Annotated in this window: 19 protein-coding genes; 9 read left to right on the top strand and 10 right to left on the bottom strand. The window is 67.5% G+C overall.

Annotation, left to right across the window (positions count from 1 at the left end; genetic code table 11):
* Positions 1-117: 117 nt before the first annotated feature.
* The 3 genes from H3H55_RS02340 to H3H55_RS02330 form a co-directional block, all read right to left on the bottom strand.
* Positions 118-1,917, bottom strand: coding sequence for a M61 family metallopeptidase (locus tag H3H55_RS02340; RefSeq protein WP_193097561.1), 1,800 nt, complete (start codon positions 1,915-1,917; stop codon positions 118-120).
* 103 nt (positions 1,918-2,020) lie between these two features.
* Positions 2,021-2,749, bottom strand: coding sequence for a DsbC family protein (locus H3H55_RS02335; RefSeq protein ID WP_129513613.1), 729 nt, complete (start codon positions 2,747-2,749; stop codon positions 2,021-2,023).
* Between the two features lie 90 nt (positions 2,750-2,839).
* Positions 2,840-4,018: a UbiH/UbiF family hydroxylase gene (locus tag H3H55_RS02330; RefSeq protein ID WP_193097560.1), complete on the bottom strand. Its 1,179-nt coding sequence runs from the start codon at positions 4,016-4,018 to the stop codon at positions 2,840-2,842.
* A 246-nt stretch (positions 4,019-4,264) separates the two neighbouring features.
* Here H3H55_RS02330 and ychF point away from each other — a divergent pair, with 246 nt between their 5' ends.
* Positions 4,265-5,359 carry a redox-regulated ATPase YchF gene (gene ychF, locus H3H55_RS02325; RefSeq protein ID WP_193097559.1) on the top strand — a complete coding sequence of 365 codons (1,095 nt, stop codon included), beginning with the start codon at positions 4,265-4,267 and terminating at the stop codon, positions 5,357-5,359.
* 144 nt (positions 5,360-5,503) lie between these two features.
* On the opposite strand, the gene gabP is transcribed toward ychF, so the two are convergent.
* From gabP to H3H55_RS02310, 3 genes are all read right to left on the bottom strand, one after another.
* Positions 5,504-6,895 carry a GABA permease gene (gene gabP, locus H3H55_RS02320; RefSeq protein ID WP_129513610.1) on the bottom strand — a complete coding sequence of 464 codons (1,392 nt, stop codon included), beginning with the start codon at positions 6,893-6,895 and terminating at the stop codon, positions 5,504-5,506.
* Positions 6,896-7,310: 415 nt separating this feature from the next.
* Positions 7,311-7,655 (bottom strand): MmcQ/YjbR family DNA-binding protein, encoded by a 345-nt coding sequence (locus H3H55_RS02315; protein ID WP_193097558.1) that lies wholly within the window; start codon positions 7,653-7,655, stop codon positions 7,311-7,313.
* 81 nt (positions 7,656-7,736) lie between these two features.
* Positions 7,737-9,002, bottom strand: a complete 1,266-nt coding sequence (locus H3H55_RS02310; RefSeq protein ID WP_193097557.1) for an MFS transporter — start codon at positions 9,000-9,002, stop codon at positions 7,737-7,739.
* A 193-nt stretch (positions 9,003-9,195) separates the two neighbouring features.
* On the opposite strand from H3H55_RS02310, the gene gcvA reads away from it, so the two are divergent.
* From gcvA to ettA, 3 genes are all read left to right on the top strand, one after another.
* Positions 9,196-10,113: a transcriptional regulator GcvA gene (gcvA, locus tag H3H55_RS02305; RefSeq protein WP_193097556.1), complete on the top strand. Its 918-nt coding sequence runs from the start codon at positions 9,196-9,198 to the stop codon at positions 10,111-10,113.
* Between the two features lie 106 nt (positions 10,114-10,219).
* Entirely contained in the window at positions 10,220-10,528 is a 309-nt protein-coding gene (locus H3H55_RS02300) for a DUF3761 domain-containing protein (RefSeq protein WP_193097555.1), read from the top strand.
* A gap of 187 nt (positions 10,529-10,715) precedes the next feature.
* Positions 10,716-12,383 (top strand): energy-dependent translational throttle protein EttA, encoded by a 1,668-nt coding sequence (ettA, locus tag H3H55_RS02295; protein WP_048249762.1) that lies wholly within the window; start codon positions 10,716-10,718, stop codon positions 12,381-12,383.
* A gap of 131 nt (positions 12,384-12,514) precedes the next feature.
* On the opposite strand, the gene H3H55_RS02290 is transcribed toward ettA, so the two are convergent.
* Genes H3H55_RS02290 through H3H55_RS02275 form a run of 4 tightly spaced genes read right to left on the bottom strand, consistent with a single transcriptional unit; the run spans position 12,515 to position 15,829 of the window.
* Positions 12,515-13,138, bottom strand: a complete 624-nt coding sequence (locus tag H3H55_RS02290; RefSeq protein WP_129513605.1) for an HAD family hydrolase — start codon at positions 13,136-13,138, stop codon at positions 12,515-12,517.
* Positions 13,135-13,686: a cysteine hydrolase family protein gene (locus H3H55_RS02285; protein WP_193097554.1), complete on the bottom strand. Its 552-nt coding sequence runs from the start codon at positions 13,684-13,686 to the stop codon at positions 13,135-13,137. Before H3H55_RS02285 ends, H3H55_RS02290 begins: the two co-directional genes overlap by 4 nt.
* Positions 13,687-13,741: 55 nt before the next feature.
* Positions 13,742-15,556 (bottom strand): aminopeptidase P family protein, encoded by a 1,815-nt coding sequence (locus H3H55_RS02280; RefSeq protein ID WP_193097553.1) that lies wholly within the window; start codon positions 15,554-15,556, stop codon positions 13,742-13,744.
* A gap of 18 nt (positions 15,557-15,574) precedes the next feature.
* Entirely contained in the window at positions 15,575-15,829 is a 255-nt protein-coding gene (locus H3H55_RS02275) for a hypothetical protein (RefSeq protein ID WP_193097552.1), read from the bottom strand.
* A 171-nt stretch (positions 15,830-16,000) separates the two neighbouring features.
* Here H3H55_RS02275 and H3H55_RS02270 point away from each other — a divergent pair, with 171 nt between their 5' ends.
* The 5 genes from H3H55_RS02270 to grxD all read left to right on the top strand — a co-directional run bounded on the left by H3H55_RS02270 (position 16,001) and on the right by grxD (position 20,483).
* Entirely contained in the window at positions 16,001-16,762 is a 762-nt protein-coding gene (locus tag H3H55_RS02270; RefSeq protein ID WP_193097551.1) for a response regulator transcription factor, read from the top strand.
* 26 nt (positions 16,763-16,788) lie between these two features.
* On the top strand, positions 16,789-18,087 hold the full coding sequence (gene hemA, locus H3H55_RS02265) for a glutamyl-tRNA reductase (RefSeq protein ID WP_048251004.1): 1,299 nt from the start codon (positions 16,789-16,791) through the stop codon (positions 18,085-18,087).
* Between the two features lie 82 nt (positions 18,088-18,169).
* Positions 18,170-19,252: a peptide chain release factor 1 gene (prfA, locus tag H3H55_RS02260; RefSeq protein ID WP_129513602.1), complete on the top strand. Its 1,083-nt coding sequence runs from the start codon at positions 18,170-18,172 to the stop codon at positions 19,250-19,252.
* A gap of 7 nt (positions 19,253-19,259) precedes the next feature.
* A complete protein-coding gene (gene prmC, locus H3H55_RS02255) occupies positions 19,260-20,102 on the top strand; it encodes a peptide chain release factor N(5)-glutamine methyltransferase (protein ID WP_193097550.1) in 843 nt (280 codons plus the stop codon).
* Positions 20,103-20,171: 69 nt separating this feature from the next.
* A complete protein-coding gene (gene grxD / locus H3H55_RS02250; protein ID WP_006753626.1) occupies positions 20,172-20,483 on the top strand; it encodes a Grx4 family monothiol glutaredoxin in 312 nt (103 codons plus the stop codon).
* The last annotated feature ends 9 nt before the right edge of the window (positions 20,484-20,492 follow it).

Below are 20,492 nucleotides of genomic sequence, written 5' to 3'. Positions count from 1 at the left end.
GCGCGAGTGACGCCATTGTGCGTGGCCGCATGAGCGCGAAAAAGCGGGTTCAGGGCGACGGATTGTTGCAACAGCAGAACAATTACAGATCGCGCCCCGATTCCCACCTTCGCGTCGTCAGCCCTTCAGCCAGGCTTCGCGGGCCTTGAGCGATGCCGCAGGCTTGGCGGCGGCCGTCAGCCGGTAACGCGTCACTTCCGGACCGTCGAGCTTCAGCTTTGCGGTGCGCAGCTCGTCGCGGCGAAATGCGTGAATCTCGACCTTGTCGCCCGGCCGGTAGCGCGCGAGCAGCGCGTCGAGGTTCGTGCCCGTGACGCGCAGCCCGTCGACCGCGACCAGCGTGTCGCCGGCCGACAGCCCCGCGCGATGCGCGGCGCCGCCTTCGTACACGGCCGCGAACGTGCAGTCCGCGCCACCGCGCAGGCGCGCGCCGATCGTCGGTTTCGCGGTCGCGCCGATCGCGACATCGGGCACAAGCGTCACGCCGAACGGCGCGAGCAACTCGGCGAGCGGCAGGTCGCGCGTACCGTGCACCGCGTCGGCGAACAGGCGGCCGAGCGCGACACCCGTCGCCTCTTCGATCAGCGCCTCGACTTCGTTTTCCTCGACGCCCGCCTGCTTGCCGCGGTAGAAATCGCGGCCGTAGCGTTGCCACAGCAAACGCATCACGTCGTCGAGCGACTTCCGGTTGCGCGTCTGCGCACGGATCGCGAGGTCGAATGCGAGCGCGACGAGCGAACCCTTCGTGTAGTAGCTGACGATCGCGTTGGTCGCGTTCTCGTCCTGGCGGTAGTACTTGATCCACGCGTCGAACGAGCTTTCCGCGACGCTCTGCTTGAGCCGGCCCGTGCCGCGCAGCACGCCGCCGACCGTGCGGCCGAGCGCCGCGAAATATTCATCCTGCGACATCAGCCCGCTGCGCACCAGCATCAGGTCGTCGTAATACGACGTGAAGCCTTCGAACAGCCACAGCAGTGACGTGTAGCTCTCGCGCGTCAGGTCGTACGGCACGAACGCCGCCGGCTTGATGCGCTTCACGTTCCACGTGTGGAAGTACTCGTGGCTGCAGAGGCCGAGGTACGTGCGATAACCTTCCGTCGTTTCGGGCCGCCCCTTCACCGGCAGGTCGGTCCGGTTGCAGATCAGTGCGGTCGACGCGCGATGCTCGAGGCCGCCGTAGCCGTCGCTGACCGCGAGCGTCATGAACACGTAGCGGTCCATCGGCGCCTTCTTCGATTTCGGCTCGAACAGCGCGATCTGCGCTTCGCACACGCGCTTCAGGTCGGTACGCAGCCGCTCCAGGTCGAGCTGCGTCACGCGCCCCGCGACCACGATGTCGTGCGGCACGCCGTGCGCGTCGAACGTCGCGAGCGCGAATTCGCCGATCGTCACCGGATGGTCGGAGAGCTCGTCGTAGTTCGACGCGCGATACGCGCCGAAGCCGTAGCGTTTCGTGCCGCGCGCCTCGGGCAGCGCGGTGCCGACGCGCCACGTGCGGAACGCCGCGCCGGCCGGTTTCGCGATGTCGACTTCGCACGGCGCATCCTCGCGGCCGGCGACGCTCAGGAACACGGCCGTCGCGTTGAAGAAACCGCCCGATTCGTCGAGATACGCGGAGCGCACCGACAGGTCCCACGCATACACGTCGTAGCGCAGCGTCAGCGCGCCGTTCACGGGCGCGGCCTGCCACGTGTGCTTGTCGGTTTTCGCGATCCGCACCTTGCGGCCCGCGTCGTTGAACGCGCCGAGCGTCACGATGTTGCGCGCGAACTCGCGCACGAGATAGCTGCCCGGAATCCACACCGGCAGCGAGAAGCGCTGGCCTTCGGGATCGGGATCGGCGACCGTCACCGTCACCTCGAACAGGTGCGCGGCAAGATCTTTCGGGACAATCGAATAGCGGATCGGCTGGGTCATCGTGGCAATCGGTCGAATACGGCGGCGAAAACGAAGAGAGGCGCCGGCAGATAACGCGGGCGCCCCTCGCTGGCCGGGCCATGCGGCCCGGCGTGTCGGTCGGTTACTTGCTCGAGGCGAGCGCCTGGTTGAGCTGGTCGGCCGATACCGCGCCCGGCAGACGGCGACCGTCCGGCAGGAAGATCGTCGGCGTGCCCGTGACGTTCATCCCGCGGCCAAGCGCGAGGTTCTTGTCGAGCGCGCTGGTATCGCAGGTGCCGGCACCGGACGGCGCGTGATGGTCGAGCATCCAGCTCTGCCACGTCTTCGCGCGATCGGTCGCGCACCAGATCGCCTTCGACTTCACGGTCGAATCCGGCGACAGCACCGGGTACAGGAACGTGTAGACGGTGACGTTGTCGATCGACTGCAGCGTCGTCTCGAGCTTCTTGCAGTACGGGCAGTTCGGATCGGAGAACACCGCGATCTTGCGTGCGCCGTTGCCCTTGACGACCTTGATCGCATTCGCGAACGGCAGGCTCGCGAAGTCGATCTTGTTGATTTCGGACAGACGGGCGTCGGTCAGGTTCTTGTGCGTCTTGGTGTCGACGAGATCGCCGAGCAACACGTAGTCGCCCGCCGCGTCGCTATAGATGATCTGCGAGCCGAGGTTTACCTCGTAAAGGCCCGCGACCGGCGATTTCGACACGCTCTTGATCGGCGCGTCGTTGCCGAGACGGGCCTGCAGCGTCGCTTTCAGCTTGTCGGTGGTTTGGTCGGCCTGCGCGGTGCAGCCCAGCGTCGCCATCGTGACGGCCAGCGCCAGCGACGCGATGCGGATCGTTTTTTTCATCGAAATCTTCCTTCAGCTCAATCGGAGTGCACGGCACAGTGTACGCCGTAACGGAACCGAGTCCGACCGCCGATACGGCCGAAGGTTCGCTCAACCGAGCGCGGAGGACACGAGCCAGCGCTTCACGAGCGGCTGCGCGCCGACGAATGCCATGCCCGCATTGCGTATGGCCTTCGCGAGCGGGCCCGGCACCGCGAACAGCCGCTGCAGGCCGTCGGTCGCGACCATCAGCGCGCGGATGTCCTCGCGCCGCGAACGCTCGTAGCGGCGCAGCAGCACCGTATCGCCGAGGTTGCGGAAACTTTCCTTGCCCGCGATCGCGTCGGCGAGCGCCGCGACGTCGCGCAGCCCGAGGTTCATCCCCTGCCCCGCGAGCGGGTGGATCAAGTGCGCGGCATCGCCGACGAGTGCGACGCGCGACGCAATCAGCTTGTCGACCGTCTGCAGCGCCAGCGGGAAGCCGGCGGCCGGCGTCACGCATTCGAGCGTGCCGACCTGGCCGTGCGACACGCGCTCGACCTCCGCCGCGAGCTGCGCCGGATCGAGTGCGAGCAGTTTGTCCGCATGCGCGGTGTGCGCTGACCAGACGACCGACACGTGACCGTCCGGCAGCGGCAGCAGCGCGACGATCTCGCCTTCGTGGAACCACTGGTAAGCCGTTTCGCGGTGCGGCAGCGACGCCTTGAAGTTCGCGACGACACCCGTCTGCCGGTAGTCGCGCCGCTCGACTTTGGCCCCCATTTGCGAACGGACCCACGAATGCGCGCCGTCGGCGCCGACGATGAGATCCGCTTCCAGCACCTGCCCCGACGACAGCGTGAGCACGGCCGCATCGTCGCGCACGTCGAAGCCCTGTGCGCGCGCATCGAACCACGTGAGGTTCGGCTGGAACCGCAGCGCGGCATCCAGCGACGTCTCGACCAGCGACGATTCGGCGATCCACGCGAGTTGCGGCACGGAGGCCTGGTACGCGGAGAAATGCAGTTCCGCGTGCGCATCGCCGTACACGCGCATGTCGTAGACGGGCGCGAGCCGGCTGTGGTCGAGCGCCTGCCAGACCCGCAGCCGCTCGAGCAAGGCCTGCGAGCTGGACGACAGCGCGTAGACGCGCGTATCGAACGCGAGATCGGCCGGGCGCGGCGTGGCCGGCTGGGCGAGCAAGGCAGTCTTGTAGCCGGACTGGGTCAGCGCGAGCGCGGCCGTCTTGCCGACGAGCCCGCCGCCGACCACGGCGACATCGAAGGTGTGGTGGGCAGTCATGGCGGGCATTATAGCCGTGGGGCCAAACCCTTACGCGGCCGGACTTTGCGGGAAATCAGCAGAATCGCGGGTGGATGCGGCGGCGCGTCGGCCCGCCGCATCTGCCGTTCGGCGCAAGCCCGGAATCCGGGGCGTCGGCACGGTACAATAGCGTCTTTGCCCGTCGGCCCGCCGCGCCCCAAGCGCCGGCCGCCCTTTTTTCCCGCGCCGCCGTGCCCTGTCCGGCCGCGCCGCTTTACCCGTCCGAAGGATTCCATGAGCCTCAAATGCGGCATCGTCGGCTTGCCCAACGTCGGCAAGTCCACCCTGTTCAATGCGCTGACCAAGGCCGGCATCGCCGCCGAGAACTACCCGTTCTGCACGATCGAGCCGAACGTCGGCATCGTCGAAGTGCCCGATACGCGCCTGAACGCGCTCTCCGAGATCGTCAAGCCGGAGCGTGTCGTGCCGGCCGTCGTCGAATTCGTCGACATCGCCGGCCTCGTCGCGGGCGCGAGCAAGGGTGAAGGCCTCGGCAACCAGTTCCTCGCGAACATCCGCGAAACCGACGCGATCACGCACGTCGTGCGCTGCTTCGAAGACGAGAACGTCATTCACGTCGCCGGCAAGGTCAGCCCGATCGACGATATCGAAGTGATCAACACCGAACTCGCGCTCGCCGACCTGAGCACCGTCGAAAAGGCGCTCGCGCGCTATTCGAAGGCCGCGAAGTCGGGTAACGACAAGGAAGCGGGCAAGCTCGTCGCGGTGCTCGACAAGGTGCGCGCGCAACTCGACCAGGGCAAGGCCGTGCGCGGCCTCGCGCTGTCGGACGACGAAGAGGCGCTGATCAAGCCGTTCTGCCTGATCACCGCGAAGCCGGCGATGTACGTCGCCAATGTGAAGGACGACGGCTTCGAGAACAATCCGCACCTCGACGTGGTGCGCAAGTACGCGGAAAGCGAAAACGCGCCGGTGGTCGCCGTGTGCGCGGCGATCGAAGCGGAAATCGCCGATCTCGACGACGCGGACAAGGAAGCGTTCCTCGCCGACATGGGCATGGAAGAGCCGGGCCTCGACCGCGTGATCCGCGCGGGCTTCAAGCTGCTCGGCCTGCAGACCTACTTCACCGCGGGCGTGAAGGAAGTGCGCGCGTGGACGATCCATATCGGCGATACGGCCCCGCAGGCGGCCGGCGTGATCCACACCGACTTCGAGCGCGGCTTCATCCGTGCGCAGACGATCGCGTTCGACGACTACGTCACGTACAAGGGCGAGCAAGGCGCGAAGGAAGCCGGCAAGATGCGCGCGGAAGGGAAGGAATACGTCGTGCACGACGGCGACGTGATGAACTTCCTGTTCAACGTCTGACACCTGCATCAGCCGATGCCGTGCGACAGGCATGGCATCGCGCAACGCGTGCCCAGGCACGAAAGACAAATGGCCCGACCGGCAAACGCCGATCGGGCCATTTTTCATGGCGGGTCCTCCCCGCCGTACCGTCACTTCATTGCATCACGTCGCCGACACCCGCCGCCCCGCATTCGCCTGCGCATCGCGACCTCGCTTGTTCAGCCACGACGCAAGCAGCACAAGCAACGCCAGCACGACCGTCGCACCGACTTCCATCCGGTGATCCTCGCTGACGAACATCACGGTCAGCGTGCCGCAGATGAACAGGATCACGGCCCACGTGAGCCACGGGAACATCCACATCCGCAGCGTCAGGTCGGCGCCGCTCGATTCGAGCGTCTTGCGCATCCGCAGCTGCGAGATCGCGATCACGAGGTACACGAGCAGCGCGATCGCGCCCGACGTCGCGAGCAGGAAGCCGAACACGTGCTCCGGCATCAGGTAGTTCGCGATCACGGTCACGAAGCCGAAGGCCGTCGACGCGAGCACGGCCGCACGCGGCGTGCCGGTCGAATCGGTGCGATGCAGGAACGCAGGCGCGTCGTTGCGCTTCGACAGTGAGAACAGCATGCGCGACGCCGTGTACAGCGCCGAATTCAGGCAGCTCGCGACCGACACGAGCACGATCACGTCGATGATCGCCTTCGCGTTCGGGACGCCGATCAGCTCCATCGCGCGCTGATACGAGCCGTGCGTCGGCAGCAGCGGATCGTTCCACGGCACGATGGCCGCGACGACCAGAATCGAGCCGAGATAGAACAGCGTAATGCGCCAGATCACCGAGTTGGTCGCACGCACGATCTGGCGTTGCGGGTTGTCCGATTCGGCGGCCGCGATCGTCACGATCTCGGTGCCGAGGAACGAGAACATCGTCGTCAGCATCGCTGCCAGCACCGCACCGGCGCCGTTCGGCATGAAGCCTTGATGCGCGAACAGGTTCGACACGCCCGATACGGCCGGCGCCGGCACGATGCCGACGATCGCCGCGCCGCCGATGCACAGGAACACGACGATCGCGACGACCTTGATCAGCGCGAACCAGAATTCGAATTCGCCGTAGTTCTTGACGGAAAAGAGGTTGGTGATGGTAAGCAGCAGCGTGATGCCGAGCGCGAAGATCCAGGTCGCGATGCCCGGGAACCAGGCATTGAGGATGGTTGCGGCGGCCGTCGCCTCGATCGGGATCACGAGTACCCAGAACCACCAGTACAGCCAGCCGATCGTGAAGCCGGCCCAGTGGCCGATCGCGCGATCGGCATAGGTCGAGAACGACCCGCTGTCGGGATGCGCGACGGCCATCTCGCCGAGCATGCGCATCACCAGGACGACCAGCACGCCCGCGATCGCATACGCGAGGATCGACGCCGGACCGGCTTCCGCGATCGCGTGGCCGGAGCCGACGAACAAGCCCGCGCCGATGACGCCGGCAATCGACATCATCGTCACGTGACGCTGCTTCAGGCCCGTGCCGAGGCCTGTGTTGCTTCCACTCATCTGTCTCTCTCCAAAAAACGGTTCCGGTTCGACCGGGTGTCGCATGAAGGCGGCGCGGGGAGTTGTCGTTCTTGAGTCCGGCTACGGCCGCGCGTGCATCGCACGCGGGCATGAGGCCGGACGGGGCCGTTCGGGTCGGTGCGCCGCGCAGTCTGCGAAGCTGCGGGTGCGATGCGGCACGCAGGGTGCCGGCGCGTCGCGTGCGCCCTTTCCATCGGCTTTCGTTAGCCGCCTTCGAAGCGAAGGAGTGTAAGCATCAAACGGTTCTTCACTAAGAACCAATTGAAGAATTTCGATGGAACCACTTGTTGCATCGATGCGAACCGATGCAACGCTTGATCCGGTGCGACGCAGGCTTGCGAGCCGTCAGGCCGCTCGCGTCTATGGCATTTCGGCAGCGTGGCGTGCCGAACGCTCAGTTCGAGCCACGCGCCGCTTCGTCGCGCCACTTGGCCGGTACGATCGCGTGCCATTCTCGCAGAAGCAGGTTTTTCACGGCGTCGGGATGCGCGGCCGACAGGCGTACCAGCACGATCGGCCAGCCCACATAGTGATCGGTCACGTAATACACGTCGGGCTCCGATTCGATCAGCCACGCGCGCTCGTCGGGGCCGACGCCCTTCACGACGAGCGTGTCGCCGTCCTCGCGCAGCCGCGCGAGCATCTTGCCCTTCACCTTGAGTGCGGGCGTGCCGTACGACGTGCCCTCCTCGACGCCGCGCCACGCCAGCGCGATCTGCCGGACTTCGTCGAATGTCACGATGCCTCCCCGACCGTTCGTCGATGGTTGACGGTCCGGCCACCCTACCGGAAATCGTCCGGCGCGCCCAGCCCGTTGCGCCTATCCGCCGGCCGCACGCGCAGCTGCCGGCACCCGTCCGGTGGTCGCGACGATGGCGAATGCGATCGCATTCGCGACGGCGCTCGCGAGGATCGGCACGAGATAGCCGCCACCCGCGTCGTAGATGAAGCCGGCGGCGGCCGGCCCGATCAGCGTGCCGAACGCGACGCTCGTATACAGGATGCCGATGATCGCGCTCACGTTGCGCCCGCCGAAGTAGTCCATCACGACTGCCGGCAGCACGGCGACCCAGCCGCCGTAGAACACGCCGAACACGAGTGCGAACGCGGCAAGCGTCGCGACGGTGCCGGCGCCCGCCCACGCGACGAGTGCGACGGCCATGCCCGCGAACATCGCGAGCAGCGATGCGCGGCGGCCGAAGCGGTCGGCGAGGCCGCCGAGGAAGAAGCGGCCGGCCGTGCTGCCGACGCCGATCGCGCCGAGCAGCAGCACGGCCGTCGATGGCGCGACGCCATGATCGAGCGCGTACGGCACGAGGTGAACGAACGGGACGAACACGCCGAACGAGCACACGAGGCATGCCGCGTAGAGGCTCGCGAACGGCCGCGACGTGACGGCTTCGCGCACCGTCGCGCCGGCATGCACGGTCGCGGCGGCCGCCGCCGCACCGGCATTCCGGCTGCCGTCGCCACCGACATCGCCGTCGGGCAACAGTCCACGCCCGCGCGGATCGTTCTCGATCAGCAGCGACATGCCAGCCCCCACGACCACCGCAATCACGGCCAGCGTGAAATACGCGCCGCGCCAGCCGACATGCGCGATCAGCGCGGACGCGAGCGGCGGCATCACGAGCGTGCCGACGCCAATCCCCGCGACCGCGAGCCCCGACGCAAAGCCGCGCCGGCGCACGAACCAGCGCTGCACGGCGCCAACGGCCGGCACATACGCGCAGCCGACGCCGAGACCGACACCCAGCCCGTACGCGACATAAACCTGCACCAGCGTGTGCGCGGCGCCGGCGGCCGCGAGCCCGGCGCCCATCAGCAGCATCCCGGCGATGGCGAGGCGCCGCGAGCCGAAGCGATCGGCAAGCGGCCCGCTGACAATGCCGAAACCAAAATACAGGAAGCCGGCGAGCGAGAACACGAGCGAGATCTGTCCGCGCGATGCGGCGAAATCCCGCTGCAGCGACTCGACGAACGCGCTGAACGTATAGGCGCTGCCAAACCCGACGAACGTGACGGCAAACGCAGCCGCGACCACGTACCAGCCATAAAAGAGGCGCGATGCGCCCGGGCGGTTCATGACGATGCTCCTCTCAGGTCGCACCGGCCGCCGAGCGGCGTCCGGATTGCCTCATGGATATAGTTGAACTATGTTGATCACATCGGCCGCCGACAGGCAGCCACAAACAATGTGATCCGACGCGACAACGGTACTCGCGCGTACGCATCGCCTCAAACGATATTTCGTCGGCCTTTCGCTTTAGAAAAACTGAATGAATCGTTCCCGCCTGCCGCCCCTCAACGCGCTGCGCGCCTTCGAAGCAGCCGCCCGCCACCTGTCGGTGAAATCGGCGGCCGAGGAGCTGTCGGTCACGCCTGGCGCGGTGAGCCAGATGATCCGCACGCTCGAAACGTATCTCGGCGTGCAGCTGTTCGAGCGCGTCAATCGCGGCATCCTGCTGACGGCCGCCGGCCGCGACTACCTGCCGCCGGTGCGCAACGCGTTCCGGCAGATCGCCGATGCGTCGCAGCGTGTGTCGGGCGCCGCCGACAGCGGCGTGCTGACGGTGAGCGTCACGCCATTCTTCGCGTCCGCATGGCTCGTGCCGCGCCTCGCGCAGTTCCGGGAGGCTTGCCCGGACGTCGACCTGCAGGTCGTCACGAGCCACGCGCTCGCGGATTTTTCGCGCGACGGCGTCGACGTCGCGATCCGTCACGGCCTCGGGCGCTACATCGGGCTGTGCAGCGAGCGCCTGCTGACGGTGGAGATCGTGGCCCTTGCGTCGCCCGACCTCGTCGCGCGGCTCGGCATGCCGGCGACGCCGGCCGATCTCGTCGGCTGGCCGCACTTGCACGACGCGGAGCGCAAGGGCTGGCACATCTGGTTCGGCGCGCAGCGGATCGACGATTTCGGCCCGCCGCGCGGCCCCGCGTTCGACGACTCGGGCCTGCTGCTGCAGGCGATCGCCGCCGGTCAGGGCGCCGGGCTGCTGCCGGCGGCAATGGTGCGCGGCGAGCTGGCAAGCGGCCGGCTCGTGCAGCTCGCCGACGTCGCATGGCTCGACGATTTCGCGTACTACCTCGTCTACCCGCCGCATCACGCGGAGCGGCCGAAGGTAGCCGCGTTCCGCCGCTGGATTCTCGATGCCGCGCAGGCCGACGGCGCGGCGTCGATGTCCGGCGCGGCGTAACGTCGCTCCGTTGCGCAGCGCCGGCGCCGATCCGGAACCGATCGGCTAACATGCGGCGCGGGCCGGCGGCCCGACATCGACAACAACATACCGACCGAGAGAGACCATGCCTGCCCTGCTGCGCCGCGCGACGCACATCGCGACCCTGTCGACCGCGCTCTTCGTCGCCTGCGCCACCCTGCCCGTTCCGGCGCATGCATACCGCGCACCGCCCGGCTACGGCAACGAAGCCGATCTCGACCGTCACGACACGTACCGCAACCGCGACGGCGAGACCGTGCACGCGCCCGCGCATTCCAGATCGGGCCGCGTGCCCGAAGGCGCGAGCGCGCGCTGCCGGGACGACACATACAGCTTCAGCCGCCATCGGCGCGGCACGTGCTCGGGGCACGGCGGCGTCGCCGCGTGGCTGTGAACGCGGCACGCCCGAATGCCTGCGCCGCGCCAGCGGCAGCCGGCGGCGAAGTACAATAGCCGCTCGCGCCGCCGACACCAGGCGACGCCGCCGCGCCCCGCGCGGCACGCTCCGTACCGAATCACCCGACGCCGCCACGCCAGCGCGCTGCGCGGCAGTCTCAACCATTTCTGACTTTCACACCCAAATGGCCCAATACGTTTTCACGATGAACCGGGTCGGCAAGATCGTGCCGCCCAAGCGCCAGATCCTGAAGGACATCTCGCTGTCGTTCTTTCCCGGCGCGAAGATCGGCGTGCTCGGCCTGAACGGCTCGGGCAAGTCGACGCTGATCCGCATCATGGCGGGCGTCGACAAGGACATCGAAGGCGAAGCGACGCCGATGCCGAACCTGAACATCGGCTACCTGCCGCAGGAACCGCAGCTCGATCCGACGAAGACGGTGCGCGAAGCCGTCGAGGACGGTCTCGGCGACCTGTTCCAGGCCAACAAGAAGCTCGAGGAAATCTACGCGGCCTATGCCGAGCCGGACGCCGATTTCGACGCGCTCGCGGCCGAACAGGCGAAGTACGAGGCGATTCTCGCGTCGAGCGACGGCGGCAGCCCCGAGCAGCAGCTCGAAGTGGCCGCCGACGCGCTGCGCCTGCCGCCGTGGGACGCGAAGATCGAGCACCTGTCGGGCGGCGAAAAGCGCCGCGTCGCGCTGTGCAAGCTGCTGCTCGAAAAGCCCGACATGCTGCTGCTCGACGAACCGACCAACCACCTCGACGCCGAATCGGTCGACTGGCTCGAGCAGTTCCTGGTGCGCTTCCCGGGCACCGTCGTTGCCGTCACGCACGATCGCTACTTCCTCGACAACGCGGCCGAGTGGATTCTCGAACTCGACCGCGGCCACGGCATTCCGTGGAAGGGCAACTACAGCAGCTGGCTCGACCAGAAGGAAGAACGCCTGAAGCAGGAAGAAGCGTCGGAGTCGGCGCGCCAGAAGGCGATCAAGAAGGAACTGGAGTGGGTGCGCCAGAACCCGAAGGGCCGCCAGGCGAAGTCGAAGGCGCGTATCGCGCGCTTCGAGGAGCTGAACAGCCAGGAATACCAGAAGCGCAACGAGACGCAGGAAATCTTCATCCCGGTCGGCGACCGCCTGGGCAATGAAGTGATCGAGTTCAAGAACGTCAGCAAGGCGTTCGGCGACCGCCTGCTGATCGACAACCTGAACCTCAAGATCCCGGCGGGCGCGATCGTCGGCATCATCGGTCCGAACGGCGCCGGCAAGTCGACGCTGTTCCGGATGCTGACGGGCAAGGAACAGCCGGATTCGGGCGAGGTCGTGATGGGCCCGACGGTGAAGCTCGCGTATGTCGACCAGAGCCGCGACGCGCTCGACGGCTCGAAGACGGTGTTCGAGGAAATCTCGGGCGGCGCCGACGTGCTGACGGTCGGCAAGTACGAAACGCCGTCGCGCGCGTACATCGGCCGCTTCAACTTCAAGGGCGGCGACCAGCAGAAGATCGTCGGCAACCTGTCGGGCGGCGAACGCGGCCGCCTGCACCTCGCGAAGACGTTGATCTCGGGCGGCAACGTGCTGCTGCTGGACGAACCGTCGAACGACCTCGACGTCGAAACGCTGCGCGCGCTGGAAGACGCACTGCTCGAATTCGCGGGCTCGGTGATGGTGATCTCGCACGATCGCTGGTTCCTCGACCGGATCGCGACGCACATCCTCGCGTTCGAAGGCGACTCGCAGGTCACGTTCTTCGACGGCAACTACCAGGAATACGAAGCGGACAAGCGTGCTCGCCTCGGCGAGGAAGCCGCGAAGCCGAAGCGTCTGCGCTACAAGCCGATCAGCCGCTGAACGTCGCGGCCCGGGCGCCCGGCACTGCGGCAACGCGGGGCCGGTCGCCGAAGGCGGCCGCTTCCGGATCGGCAAAACGAAAAAGCGGGCCCGTGGCCCGCTTTTTTTTTCGACCGCCGTTCGCCCTCCGCCTAGGCGAGCGCGCCCAGTTCGCGCAGCCGCGCTTCGGTCGCCGCCGCGCTCGTGTGGTGAATGCCGTGCCAGCCGAGCGCCGTCGCGGCCGCCGCGTTCTTCGCGTTGTCGTCGATGAACACGAGTTCGTGCGGCGCGATACCCGGCAGGTGCGGGTCGATCCGCGCGTGCATCTCGCGGTAGATCGCCGGATCGGGTTTCACGAGCTTCACGCGGCCCGACACGACGATGTCCTTGAAACGCCGCAGCACCGGGAAGTTTTCCCACGCATACGGAAACGTCTGCGCGGACCAGTTCGTCAGCCCGAACAGCGGCATCCCCTGCGCGTCGAGCCGGTCGACGAGCGCGGCGCCTTCGTCGAGCACACCGCCGATCATCTCGTGCCAGCGCGCGTAGAACGCCCGGATCAGCGCCTCGTGCCCGGGAAACTTCGCGACGAGTTCGGCCGTGCCTTCCTCGATCGTCTGCCCGCCGTCCTGGCGGATCACCCAGTCCATCGCGCAGACGTGCGTGAGAAACCAGCGGCGCTCGGCGTCGTCGGGAATCAGTTCCCGGTAAAGGTACTCGGGGCTCCAGTCGATCAGCACGCCGCCGAAATCGAACACCACGGCCTTGATCGTCATGCGAACTCCGTGGCCAGCACGTCCGCGAGCGGACGCGGCGTCACCGCGTTGCCCGACAGCGAATTGTTCTGCCAGATGAAGTGGTGGTGCGCGACGATCTGCGCGGCCGACAGGTGCGCACGCTCGTTCGTCGTGTGCAGGTCGGACACGACCGTCGTCCGGTAGCCGAGCAGCGCCGCACGGCGCGCGGCCGAATCGACGCAGAACTCGGTCGCATAACCGCAGATCAGCACCGAACGGATGCCGTGGCGCTCGAGCTGCGCCGCGAGCGGCGTGTCGTGGAACGAGTCGCTCACCTGCTTGCGCACACGCCAGTCATCGCTCCCGACGACCAGCCCCGCATGCAGCTCCCAGCCCAACGTGCCGGGCACGATGTCGTCGTCCGCATCGCCGTCGTGCTGCACGAAGCATACGGGCGCGTTCGCCGCGCGCGCCGCCGCCGTCAACCGGTTGATGCCCGACACCACGTCGTCGAGCCGGTAAGCGGGCTGCGCCCGCTCCACCAGCCCGCGCTGCATGTCGACCACGATCACTGCGGTGTCCGCCATGTGTTGCCCTCGCTGTTGTTGTCCGGCCGCCGCCCGGCCGCTGAAGCGCGTTGCGTCAGATCGGCTGCGTGCGCGCGTCGAGCCACGCCTTGGCATCGCCGCTCAGATGCCGGCCGACGCGCTCGCGCACCGTCGCGTGATACGTGTTCAGCCACGCGCGCTCTTCGTCGTGCAGCATCTCGATCAGCACGCAGCGCGTGTCGATCGGGCACAGCGTCAGCGTCTCGAACGCAAGGAAATCGCCGAACTCGGTCTGCCCGGCCGCGCGATTCACGACCAGGTTCTCGATCCGGATACCCCACTGGCCGGGGCGGTACACGCCCGGCTCGATCGACGTGATCATGCCCTCTTCCATTGCCGTGTGCGGCTCGGCCGGCGCGTAGTGCGAGATGACCTGCGGGCCCTCGTGCACGTTCAGGAAGTAACCGACGCCATGCCCGGTGCCGTGGCCGTAGTCGAGCCCGGCCGACCACATCGGCGCGCGCGCGATCGCGTCGAGCATTGGCGAGCGGATGCCGCGCGGAAAGCGTGCGCGCGACAGCGCCATCATCGATTTCAGCACGATCGTGAAATCGCGCCGCTGCAGGTCGCTGACGGTACCGACCGGCACGACGCGCGTGATGTCGGTCGTGCCCGTCGTGTACTGCCCGCCCGAATCGATCAGCAGCAGGCCGTCGCCGGCGATCGTCGCGTGCGACTCGGCCGTCGCGTGGTAGTGCGGCATCGCGCCGTTCGCGTTGAACCCGGCGATCGTCGCGAAGCTCGGCGACACGTAACCGGGGCGCCGGGCGCGCGCGGCCGTGAGTTTCTGCTCGATCGTCAGCTCGGTGATCGTCTCGCGGTTCACCGCCTGTTCGAACCACGCGAAGAACTCCGCGAGCGCGGCGCCGTCGTGCTCCATCGTCACGCGCACGTGCTCGATCTCGGTGGACGTCTTGCGCGACTTCGCGAACGTCGACGGATTCACGGCCTCGATGAGCTTCACGCCGGCCGGCACGGCCTCGAGCGTGCCGAACGTCACGCGGCGCGGGTCGACCAGCAGCGTCGCGCCGTCGGGCAAGGCCGCGAGCGATGCGCGCGCGGCGTCGTACGCACGAACGTCGACGCCGTCCTGCGCGAGCGACGCGGCCAGCGCCGGCGACACCTTGCCGCTGGCGACGAACAGCGTCGCGCGATCGGCGCCGATCATTGCGTGCGCAACGAACACCGGATTGAAGTTGACGTCGGCGCCGCGCAGGTTGAACAGCCATGCGAGATCGTCGAGCGTCGACACGAAATGCCACTGTGCGCCCTGCGCGCGCATCGCGCGGCGCACTTCAGCCAGCTTGCTCGCGCGCGTCGTGTCGGCCTGCGGCGCGGCATGCTCGAACACCGCATCGCCGGGCAACCCCGGCCGCTCGGGCCAGATCGCGTCGAGCAGGTCGAGATCGGTGCGCAGCGCGATGCCGCGTGCGCTCAGCGCGGCCGTCAACCCGCGCGCGGCCGCGACACCGAGCACGGCGCCGTCAACGCCCACCGTCGCGCCCACCGCCACGTTCTGCGCGAGCCAGTCGACGTGCGGCGCGCTCTGCTGCCCGCCCGTCATCTTCATCAACTGCACGCCCGTGCCGGCCAGCTCGGCGTCGGCCTGCACCCAGTAGCGGCTGTCGACCCACAAACCCGCGAAATCCGCGGTCACGACCAGCGTGCCGACCGAGCCCGTGAAACCGGACAGCCAGCGGCGGGCCTGCCAGCGTTCGGGCAGGTACTCGGACAGGTGGGGATCGGCGGACGGCACGAGATAGGCGGCCAGGCCCTCGCGGGCCATGGCGCCGCGCAGCAGCGCGAGGCGGGCCGGCACCGACGAGACTTCGGGGAGACGGGCATTCATGATTTCACCTGAGAGCATTCAGCGACGGGCCGACAGTGCGACCGTCGCGGCTACGGCGAGGAACGCGACACCGGTGCAGACCGGCCATTCGAGCGTCTCGCCATCGTAAAACAGTCCCGAGAGATTGCCGGCCATTCGGGCGGCGGCCGCGCCCGCGATGCCGACGAGCACCGCGATCCACCATGCCGGCCGGCTCGTGCGCCGCATCGGATGCAGCCATCGGCCGAACAGCCCGACGGCCGCTCCCAGGACAAGGATTCCAAACCAGTTCATTCGACGCCTTCGATAAATTCGGATTCGTCCCATAGGCGTGAACGTTGCCAGCGGCTAGCATCGATTCATCCATCGAACCCGAGACCAGCCGGGTGCCGCCAACATTCGAGTGTAGGGGCCGACTCGACGTTATGGCAAGCGCGCACCGGCTGCCGTAATGAAGAAATTCTCATGCGAATCGCTCTGATCGATCCGGAGGCGCGTCATGCCGCACTCCTGAATCGCCTGCTCTTTGCGGGCGGTCATGTGTGCCACGCGTTTTCGTCCAGTACGGCGTTCTTCGAATGGCTCGCCACCGACACCTGCGACATGCTGATCACCGGCAACTGGGCCGGCGACCAGCCGGCCGAGGAAGTCATTCCGCGCGCGCAGACGATCCTGCCCGGGCTGCCGGCCATCGCCGTGATGCAATTGCCGCGCGAAAGCGAAATCGTATCGTGCCTGCACGCGGGCGCCGACGATTGCCTCGTGCGCCCCGTGAGCGGGCCCGAGCTGCTCGCGCGCGTCAACGCGCTGAGCCGGCGCGCGGGCGTGCGCCGGCCGCCGACCCGCTCGCGCGAAATGTATGGGGAATACGCGTTCGACGCCACGCACGGCCTCGTGCGCTTCGGCGACGCAATCGTTTCACTCACGCCCAAGGAGTTCCGCTTCGCGCAACTGCTGTTCGCGAACCTGTCGCGGCCCGTGTCGCGCGCCCATATCCTCGAAACGGTGTGGGCATGCCGCCGCGACATGAAGTCGCGCACGCTCGATACGCACGCGTCCCGGCTGCGCAGCAAGCTGCGGTTGCTGCCGGAGCGCGGCTACCGGCTGCTGCCGCTCTACGGCTACGGTTATCAGCTCGATCGCGTGCCGATCGAACCCCCAAATTCTCGCCCCCGGCACGCTGATGCCCGGTATGCGTCGAGTGAGGAAATCGCTGAAACGCTATAATATGGGGCTAAACGATAGCCCTCGATATGCAACTCCTCACGATCGGAATCAATCACCACACTGCGCCTGTCGCCCTGCGCGAACGCGTGGCGTTTCCGCTCGAGCAAATCAAGCCGGCTCTCGTCACGTTCAAGAACGTGTTTCTCGGCCCCCAGGCACCCAATACGCCCGAAGCGGCGATCCTCTCCACCTGCAACCGCACCGAACTGTATTGCGCGACCGATGATCGCGCGGCACGCGAGGGCGCGATCCGCTGGCTGTCGGAGTATCACCGGATTCCGGTCGACGAGCTCGCTCCGCACGTCTACGCGCTGCCGCAGTCGGAAGCGGTCCGGCACGCGTTCCGCGTCGCATCCGGCCTCGATTCGATGGTGCTCGGCGAAACCCAGATTCTGGGCCAGATGAAGGATGCGGTCCGCACCGCGACGGAAGCCGGCGCGCTCGGCACCTATCTGAACCAGTTGTTCCAGCGCACGTTCGCGGTGGCGAAGGAAGTGCGCGGCACGACCGAGATCGGCACGCAGTCGGTGTCGATGGCCGCCGCCGCGGTGCGCCTCGCGCAGCGGATCTTCGAAAAGGTGTCCGATCAACGCGTGCTGTTCATCGGCGCCGGCGAAATGATCGAGCTGTGCGCGACGCACTTCGCCGCGCAAGGCCCGCGCGAACTCGTCGTCGCGAACCGCACGGCCGAACGCGGCCAGCGCCTCGCCGAGCGCTTCAACGGCCGCGCGATGCCGCTCGCGGATCTGCCGGCCCGCATTCAGGAATTCGACATCATCGTGTCGTGCACGGCGTCGACGCTGCCGATCATCGGCCTCGGCGCGGTCGAGCGCGCGGTGAAGGCGCGCCGCCATCGGCCGATCTTCATGGTCGACCTGGCGGTGCCGCGCGACATCGAGCCCGAAGTCGGCAAGCTGAAGGACGTATTCCTTTACACCGTCGACGATCTCGGCGCGATCGTGCGCGAAGGCAACGCATCGCGCCAGGCCGCGGTCGCGCAGGCCGAGTCGATCATCGAGACGCGCGTGCAGAATTTCATGCAATGGCTCGACACGCGCAGCGTCGTGCCGGTGATCCGTCACATGCATACGCAGGCCGACGCGCTGCGCCGCGCCGAAGTCGACAAGGCGCAGAAGCTGCTCGCGCGCGGCGACGATCCGGCCGCGGTGCTCGAAGCGCTGTCGCAGGCGCTGACCAACAAGCTGATCCACGGCCCGACGAGCGCGCTCAACCGCGTGAACGGCGCCGATCGCGATTCGCTGATCGACCTGATGCGCGGCTTCTACCAGCACGCACCGCGCTCGAACGACCAATCCGGCCACTAGCGCCGGCCAGTCGCCCTGCCGCCGGCCGCGAGCCGGCCTATCCTTTCCGAATACCCCTTGCCCGGGAGCGCCGCTCCACACCATGAAGACGAGCATGCAACGCAAGCTCGACCAGCTGTCTACACGGCTGGCCGAACTGAACGACCTGCTGAGCCGCGAAAACGTCACGGCCGATCTCGACCAGTACCGCAAGCTGACCCGCGAACATGCGGAACTCGGTCCGGTCGTCGAGCAGTACGCACTGTGGCGCCAGTCGCGCAACGACGAGACGGCCGCGCAGGAGCTGCTCACCGATCCGTCGATGCGCGATTTCGCCGAGGACGAGATCCGCAGCGCACGCGAAAGCATGACCCGCCTCGAGGTCGAGTTGCAGAAGATGCTGCTGCCGAAGGATCCGAACGACGATCGCAACATCTTCCTCGAAATCCGCGCGGGCACGGGCGGCGACGAATCGGCGCTGTTCGCGGGCGACCTGCTGCGCATGTACCTGCGCTTCGCGGAACGCCAGCGCTGGCAGGTCGAAATGATGTCGGAGAGCGCGTCGGATCTCGGCGGCTACAAGGAAGTGATCGTGCGGATCGCGGGCCAGGGTGCGTATTCGCGCCTGAAGTTCGAATCGGGCGGCCATCGCGTGCAGCGCGTGCCGGCGACCGAGACGCAGGGGCGCATCCATACGTCCGCCTGCACGGTCGCCGTGATGCCGGAAGCCGATGAAATCGGCGAGGTCGAGATCAACCCGGCCGACCTGCGGATCGACACGTTCCGCGCATCCGGCGCGGGCGGTCAGCACATCAACAAGACCGATTCGGCGGTGCGCGTCACGCACATCCCGACCGGGATCGTCGTCGAATGCCAGGACGACCGTTCGCAGCACAAGAACAAGGATCGCGCGCTGAAGGTGCTCGCCGCGCGCATCAAGGACAAGCAGTATCACGAGCAGCACGCGAAGGAAGCCGCGACGCGCAAGAGCCTGATCGGCTCCGGCGACCGCTCGGAGCGGATTCGCACGTACAACTTCCCGCAGGGCCGGATGACCGACCACCGGATCAACCTGACGCTGTACCGGCTCGAAGCGATCATGGACGGCGATCTCGACGAACTGATCGGCGTGCTCGTCACCGAGCACCAGGCCGAACTGCTCGCGTCGCTCGGCGAAGCCGACTGAGGCCGCGATGCCCGACACCACCGCCGACGAACTGCTGCGCGCGTCGCCGCTCGATGCGGTCGATGCACGCGTGCTGCTCGCGCACGCGCTCGGCTGGACCCGCACGCAGCTGATCACGCGCGGCGACACGCCGCTCGACGCGGCCGCGGTCGAACGCTACCGTGCACTCGAAGCGCGCCGCGTGGCCGGCGAGCCCGTCGCGCAGCTCGTCGGGATGCGCGAATTCTTCGGCCGGCCGTTCGACGTGACGCCCGACGTGCTGATCCCGCGCCCCGAAACCGAACTGCTCGTCGACGCCGCGCTCGATGCGATCGACGGGCTGCCGCAACCGGCCGTGCTCGATCTCGGCACCGGCAGCGGCGCGATCGCCGTGTCCATCGCCGCCGAGCGTCCCGATGCACGCGTGTGGGCGCTCGACCGTTCGCCGGCCGCGCTCGCGGTCGCGCAACGCAACGCGGACAAGCTGCTCGACGCGGGCCGCCCGGGCGGCCCGCTGCACTGGCTGCAGAGCGACTGGTACGCGGCGCTCGACCCGGCGCTCGCATTCGACACGATCGTCAGCAACCCGCCGTACATCGCGCAGCACGATCCGCACCTCGCGCAGGGCGACCTGCGTTTCGAGCCGCGCGGCGCGCTCACCGACGATGCCGACGGCCTCAGCGCGATCCGCACGATCGTCGCGGGCGCCGGCACCTATCTGAAACCGGGCGGCACGCTCTGGATCGAGCACGGTTACGACCAGGCCGAAGCCGTACGCGCGGTGCTCGTCTCACACGGCTTCGTCGCGGTCGAATCGCTCGCCGATCTGGCCGCGATCGAACGCACGACCGGCGGCCGCCTGCCGGGCTGATGCCCGGCCCGCCCGGTTGAAATCCGCTATCATTTCGATCTAACGCCCCGCAAACACGCAAGGTCAGTCATGGACACCCAACAACGTATCAAGCAAATCGTCGACGAAAACCAGGTCGTGCTCTTCATGAAGGGCAACGCGCAATTCCCGATGTGCGGCTTCTCGGGCCGCGCAGTGCAGGTGCTGAAGGCCTGCGGCGTCGACCAGTTCAAGACGGTCAACGTGCTCGAGGACGACGAAATCCGCCAGGGCATCAAGGAATTCTCGAACTGGCCGACCATCCCGCAACTCTACGTGAAGGGCGAATTCGTCGGCGGCTCGGACATCATGATGGAGATGTACCAGTCGGGCGAACTGCAGCAACTGTTCGCCGCCGCGTAACGCTCCCCG

The organism is Burkholderia sp. Z1, assembly GCF_014893795.1.
Taxonomy (GTDB): Bacteria; Pseudomonadota; Gammaproteobacteria; order Burkholderiales; family Burkholderiaceae; genus Burkholderia; species Burkholderia theae.
Note: the sequence above shows the minus strand (reverse complement) of the source record. Positions and strands in the feature narration are given on the sequence as shown.

Excerpts from the sequence above, each read along its gene's own strand:
- H3H55_RS02340 (WP_193097561.1), bottom strand. The coding sequence starts at position 1,917 with ATGACCCAGCCGATCCGCTATTCGATTGTCCCGAAAGATCTTGCCGCG.
- H3H55_RS02335 (WP_129513613.1), bottom strand. The coding sequence starts at position 2,749 with ATGAAAAAAACGATCCGCATCGCGTCGCTGGCGCTGGCCGTCACGATG.
- H3H55_RS02330 (WP_193097560.1), bottom strand. The coding sequence starts at position 4,018 with ATGCCCGCCATGACTGCCCACCACACCTTCGATGTCGCCGTGGTCGGC.
- ychF (WP_193097559.1), top strand. The coding sequence starts at position 4,265 with ATGAGCCTCAAATGCGGCATCGTCGGCTTGCCCAACGTCGGCAAGTCC.
- gabP (WP_129513610.1), bottom strand. The coding sequence starts at position 6,895 with ATGAGTGGAAGCAACACAGGCCTCGGCACGGGCCTGAAGCAGCGTCAC.
- H3H55_RS02310 (WP_193097557.1), bottom strand. The coding sequence starts at position 9,002 with ATGAACCGCCCGGGCGCATCGCGCCTCTTTTATGGCTGGTACGTGGTC.
- gcvA (WP_193097556.1), top strand. The coding sequence starts at position 9,196 with ATGAATCGTTCCCGCCTGCCGCCCCTCAACGCGCTGCGCGCCTTCGAA.
- H3H55_RS02300 (WP_193097555.1), top strand. The coding sequence starts at position 10,220 with ATGCCTGCCCTGCTGCGCCGCGCGACGCACATCGCGACCCTGTCGACC.
- ettA (WP_048249762.1), top strand. The coding sequence starts at position 10,716 with ATGGCCCAATACGTTTTCACGATGAACCGGGTCGGCAAGATCGTGCCG.
- H3H55_RS02290 (WP_129513605.1), bottom strand. The coding sequence starts at position 13,138 with ATGACGATCAAGGCCGTGGTGTTCGATTTCGGCGGCGTGCTGATCGAC.
- H3H55_RS02285 (WP_193097554.1), bottom strand. The coding sequence starts at position 13,686 with ATGGCGGACACCGCAGTGATCGTGGTCGACATGCAGCGCGGGCTGGTG.
- H3H55_RS02280 (WP_193097553.1), bottom strand. The coding sequence starts at position 15,556 with ATGAATGCCCGTCTCCCCGAAGTCTCGTCGGTGCCGGCCCGCCTCGCG.
- H3H55_RS02275 (WP_193097552.1), bottom strand. The coding sequence starts at position 15,829 with ATGAACTGGTTTGGAATCCTTGTCCTGGGAGCGGCCGTCGGGCTGTTC.
- H3H55_RS02270 (WP_193097551.1), top strand. The coding sequence starts at position 16,001 with ATGCGAATCGCTCTGATCGATCCGGAGGCGCGTCATGCCGCACTCCTG.
- hemA (WP_048251004.1), top strand. The coding sequence starts at position 16,789 with ATGCAACTCCTCACGATCGGAATCAATCACCACACTGCGCCTGTCGCC.
- prfA (WP_129513602.1), top strand. The coding sequence starts at position 18,170 with ATGAAGACGAGCATGCAACGCAAGCTCGACCAGCTGTCTACACGGCTG.
- prmC (WP_193097550.1), top strand. The coding sequence starts at position 19,260 with ATGCCCGACACCACCGCCGACGAACTGCTGCGCGCGTCGCCGCTCGAT.
- grxD (WP_006753626.1), top strand. The coding sequence starts at position 20,172 with ATGGACACCCAACAACGTATCAAGCAAATCGTCGACGAAAACCAGGTC.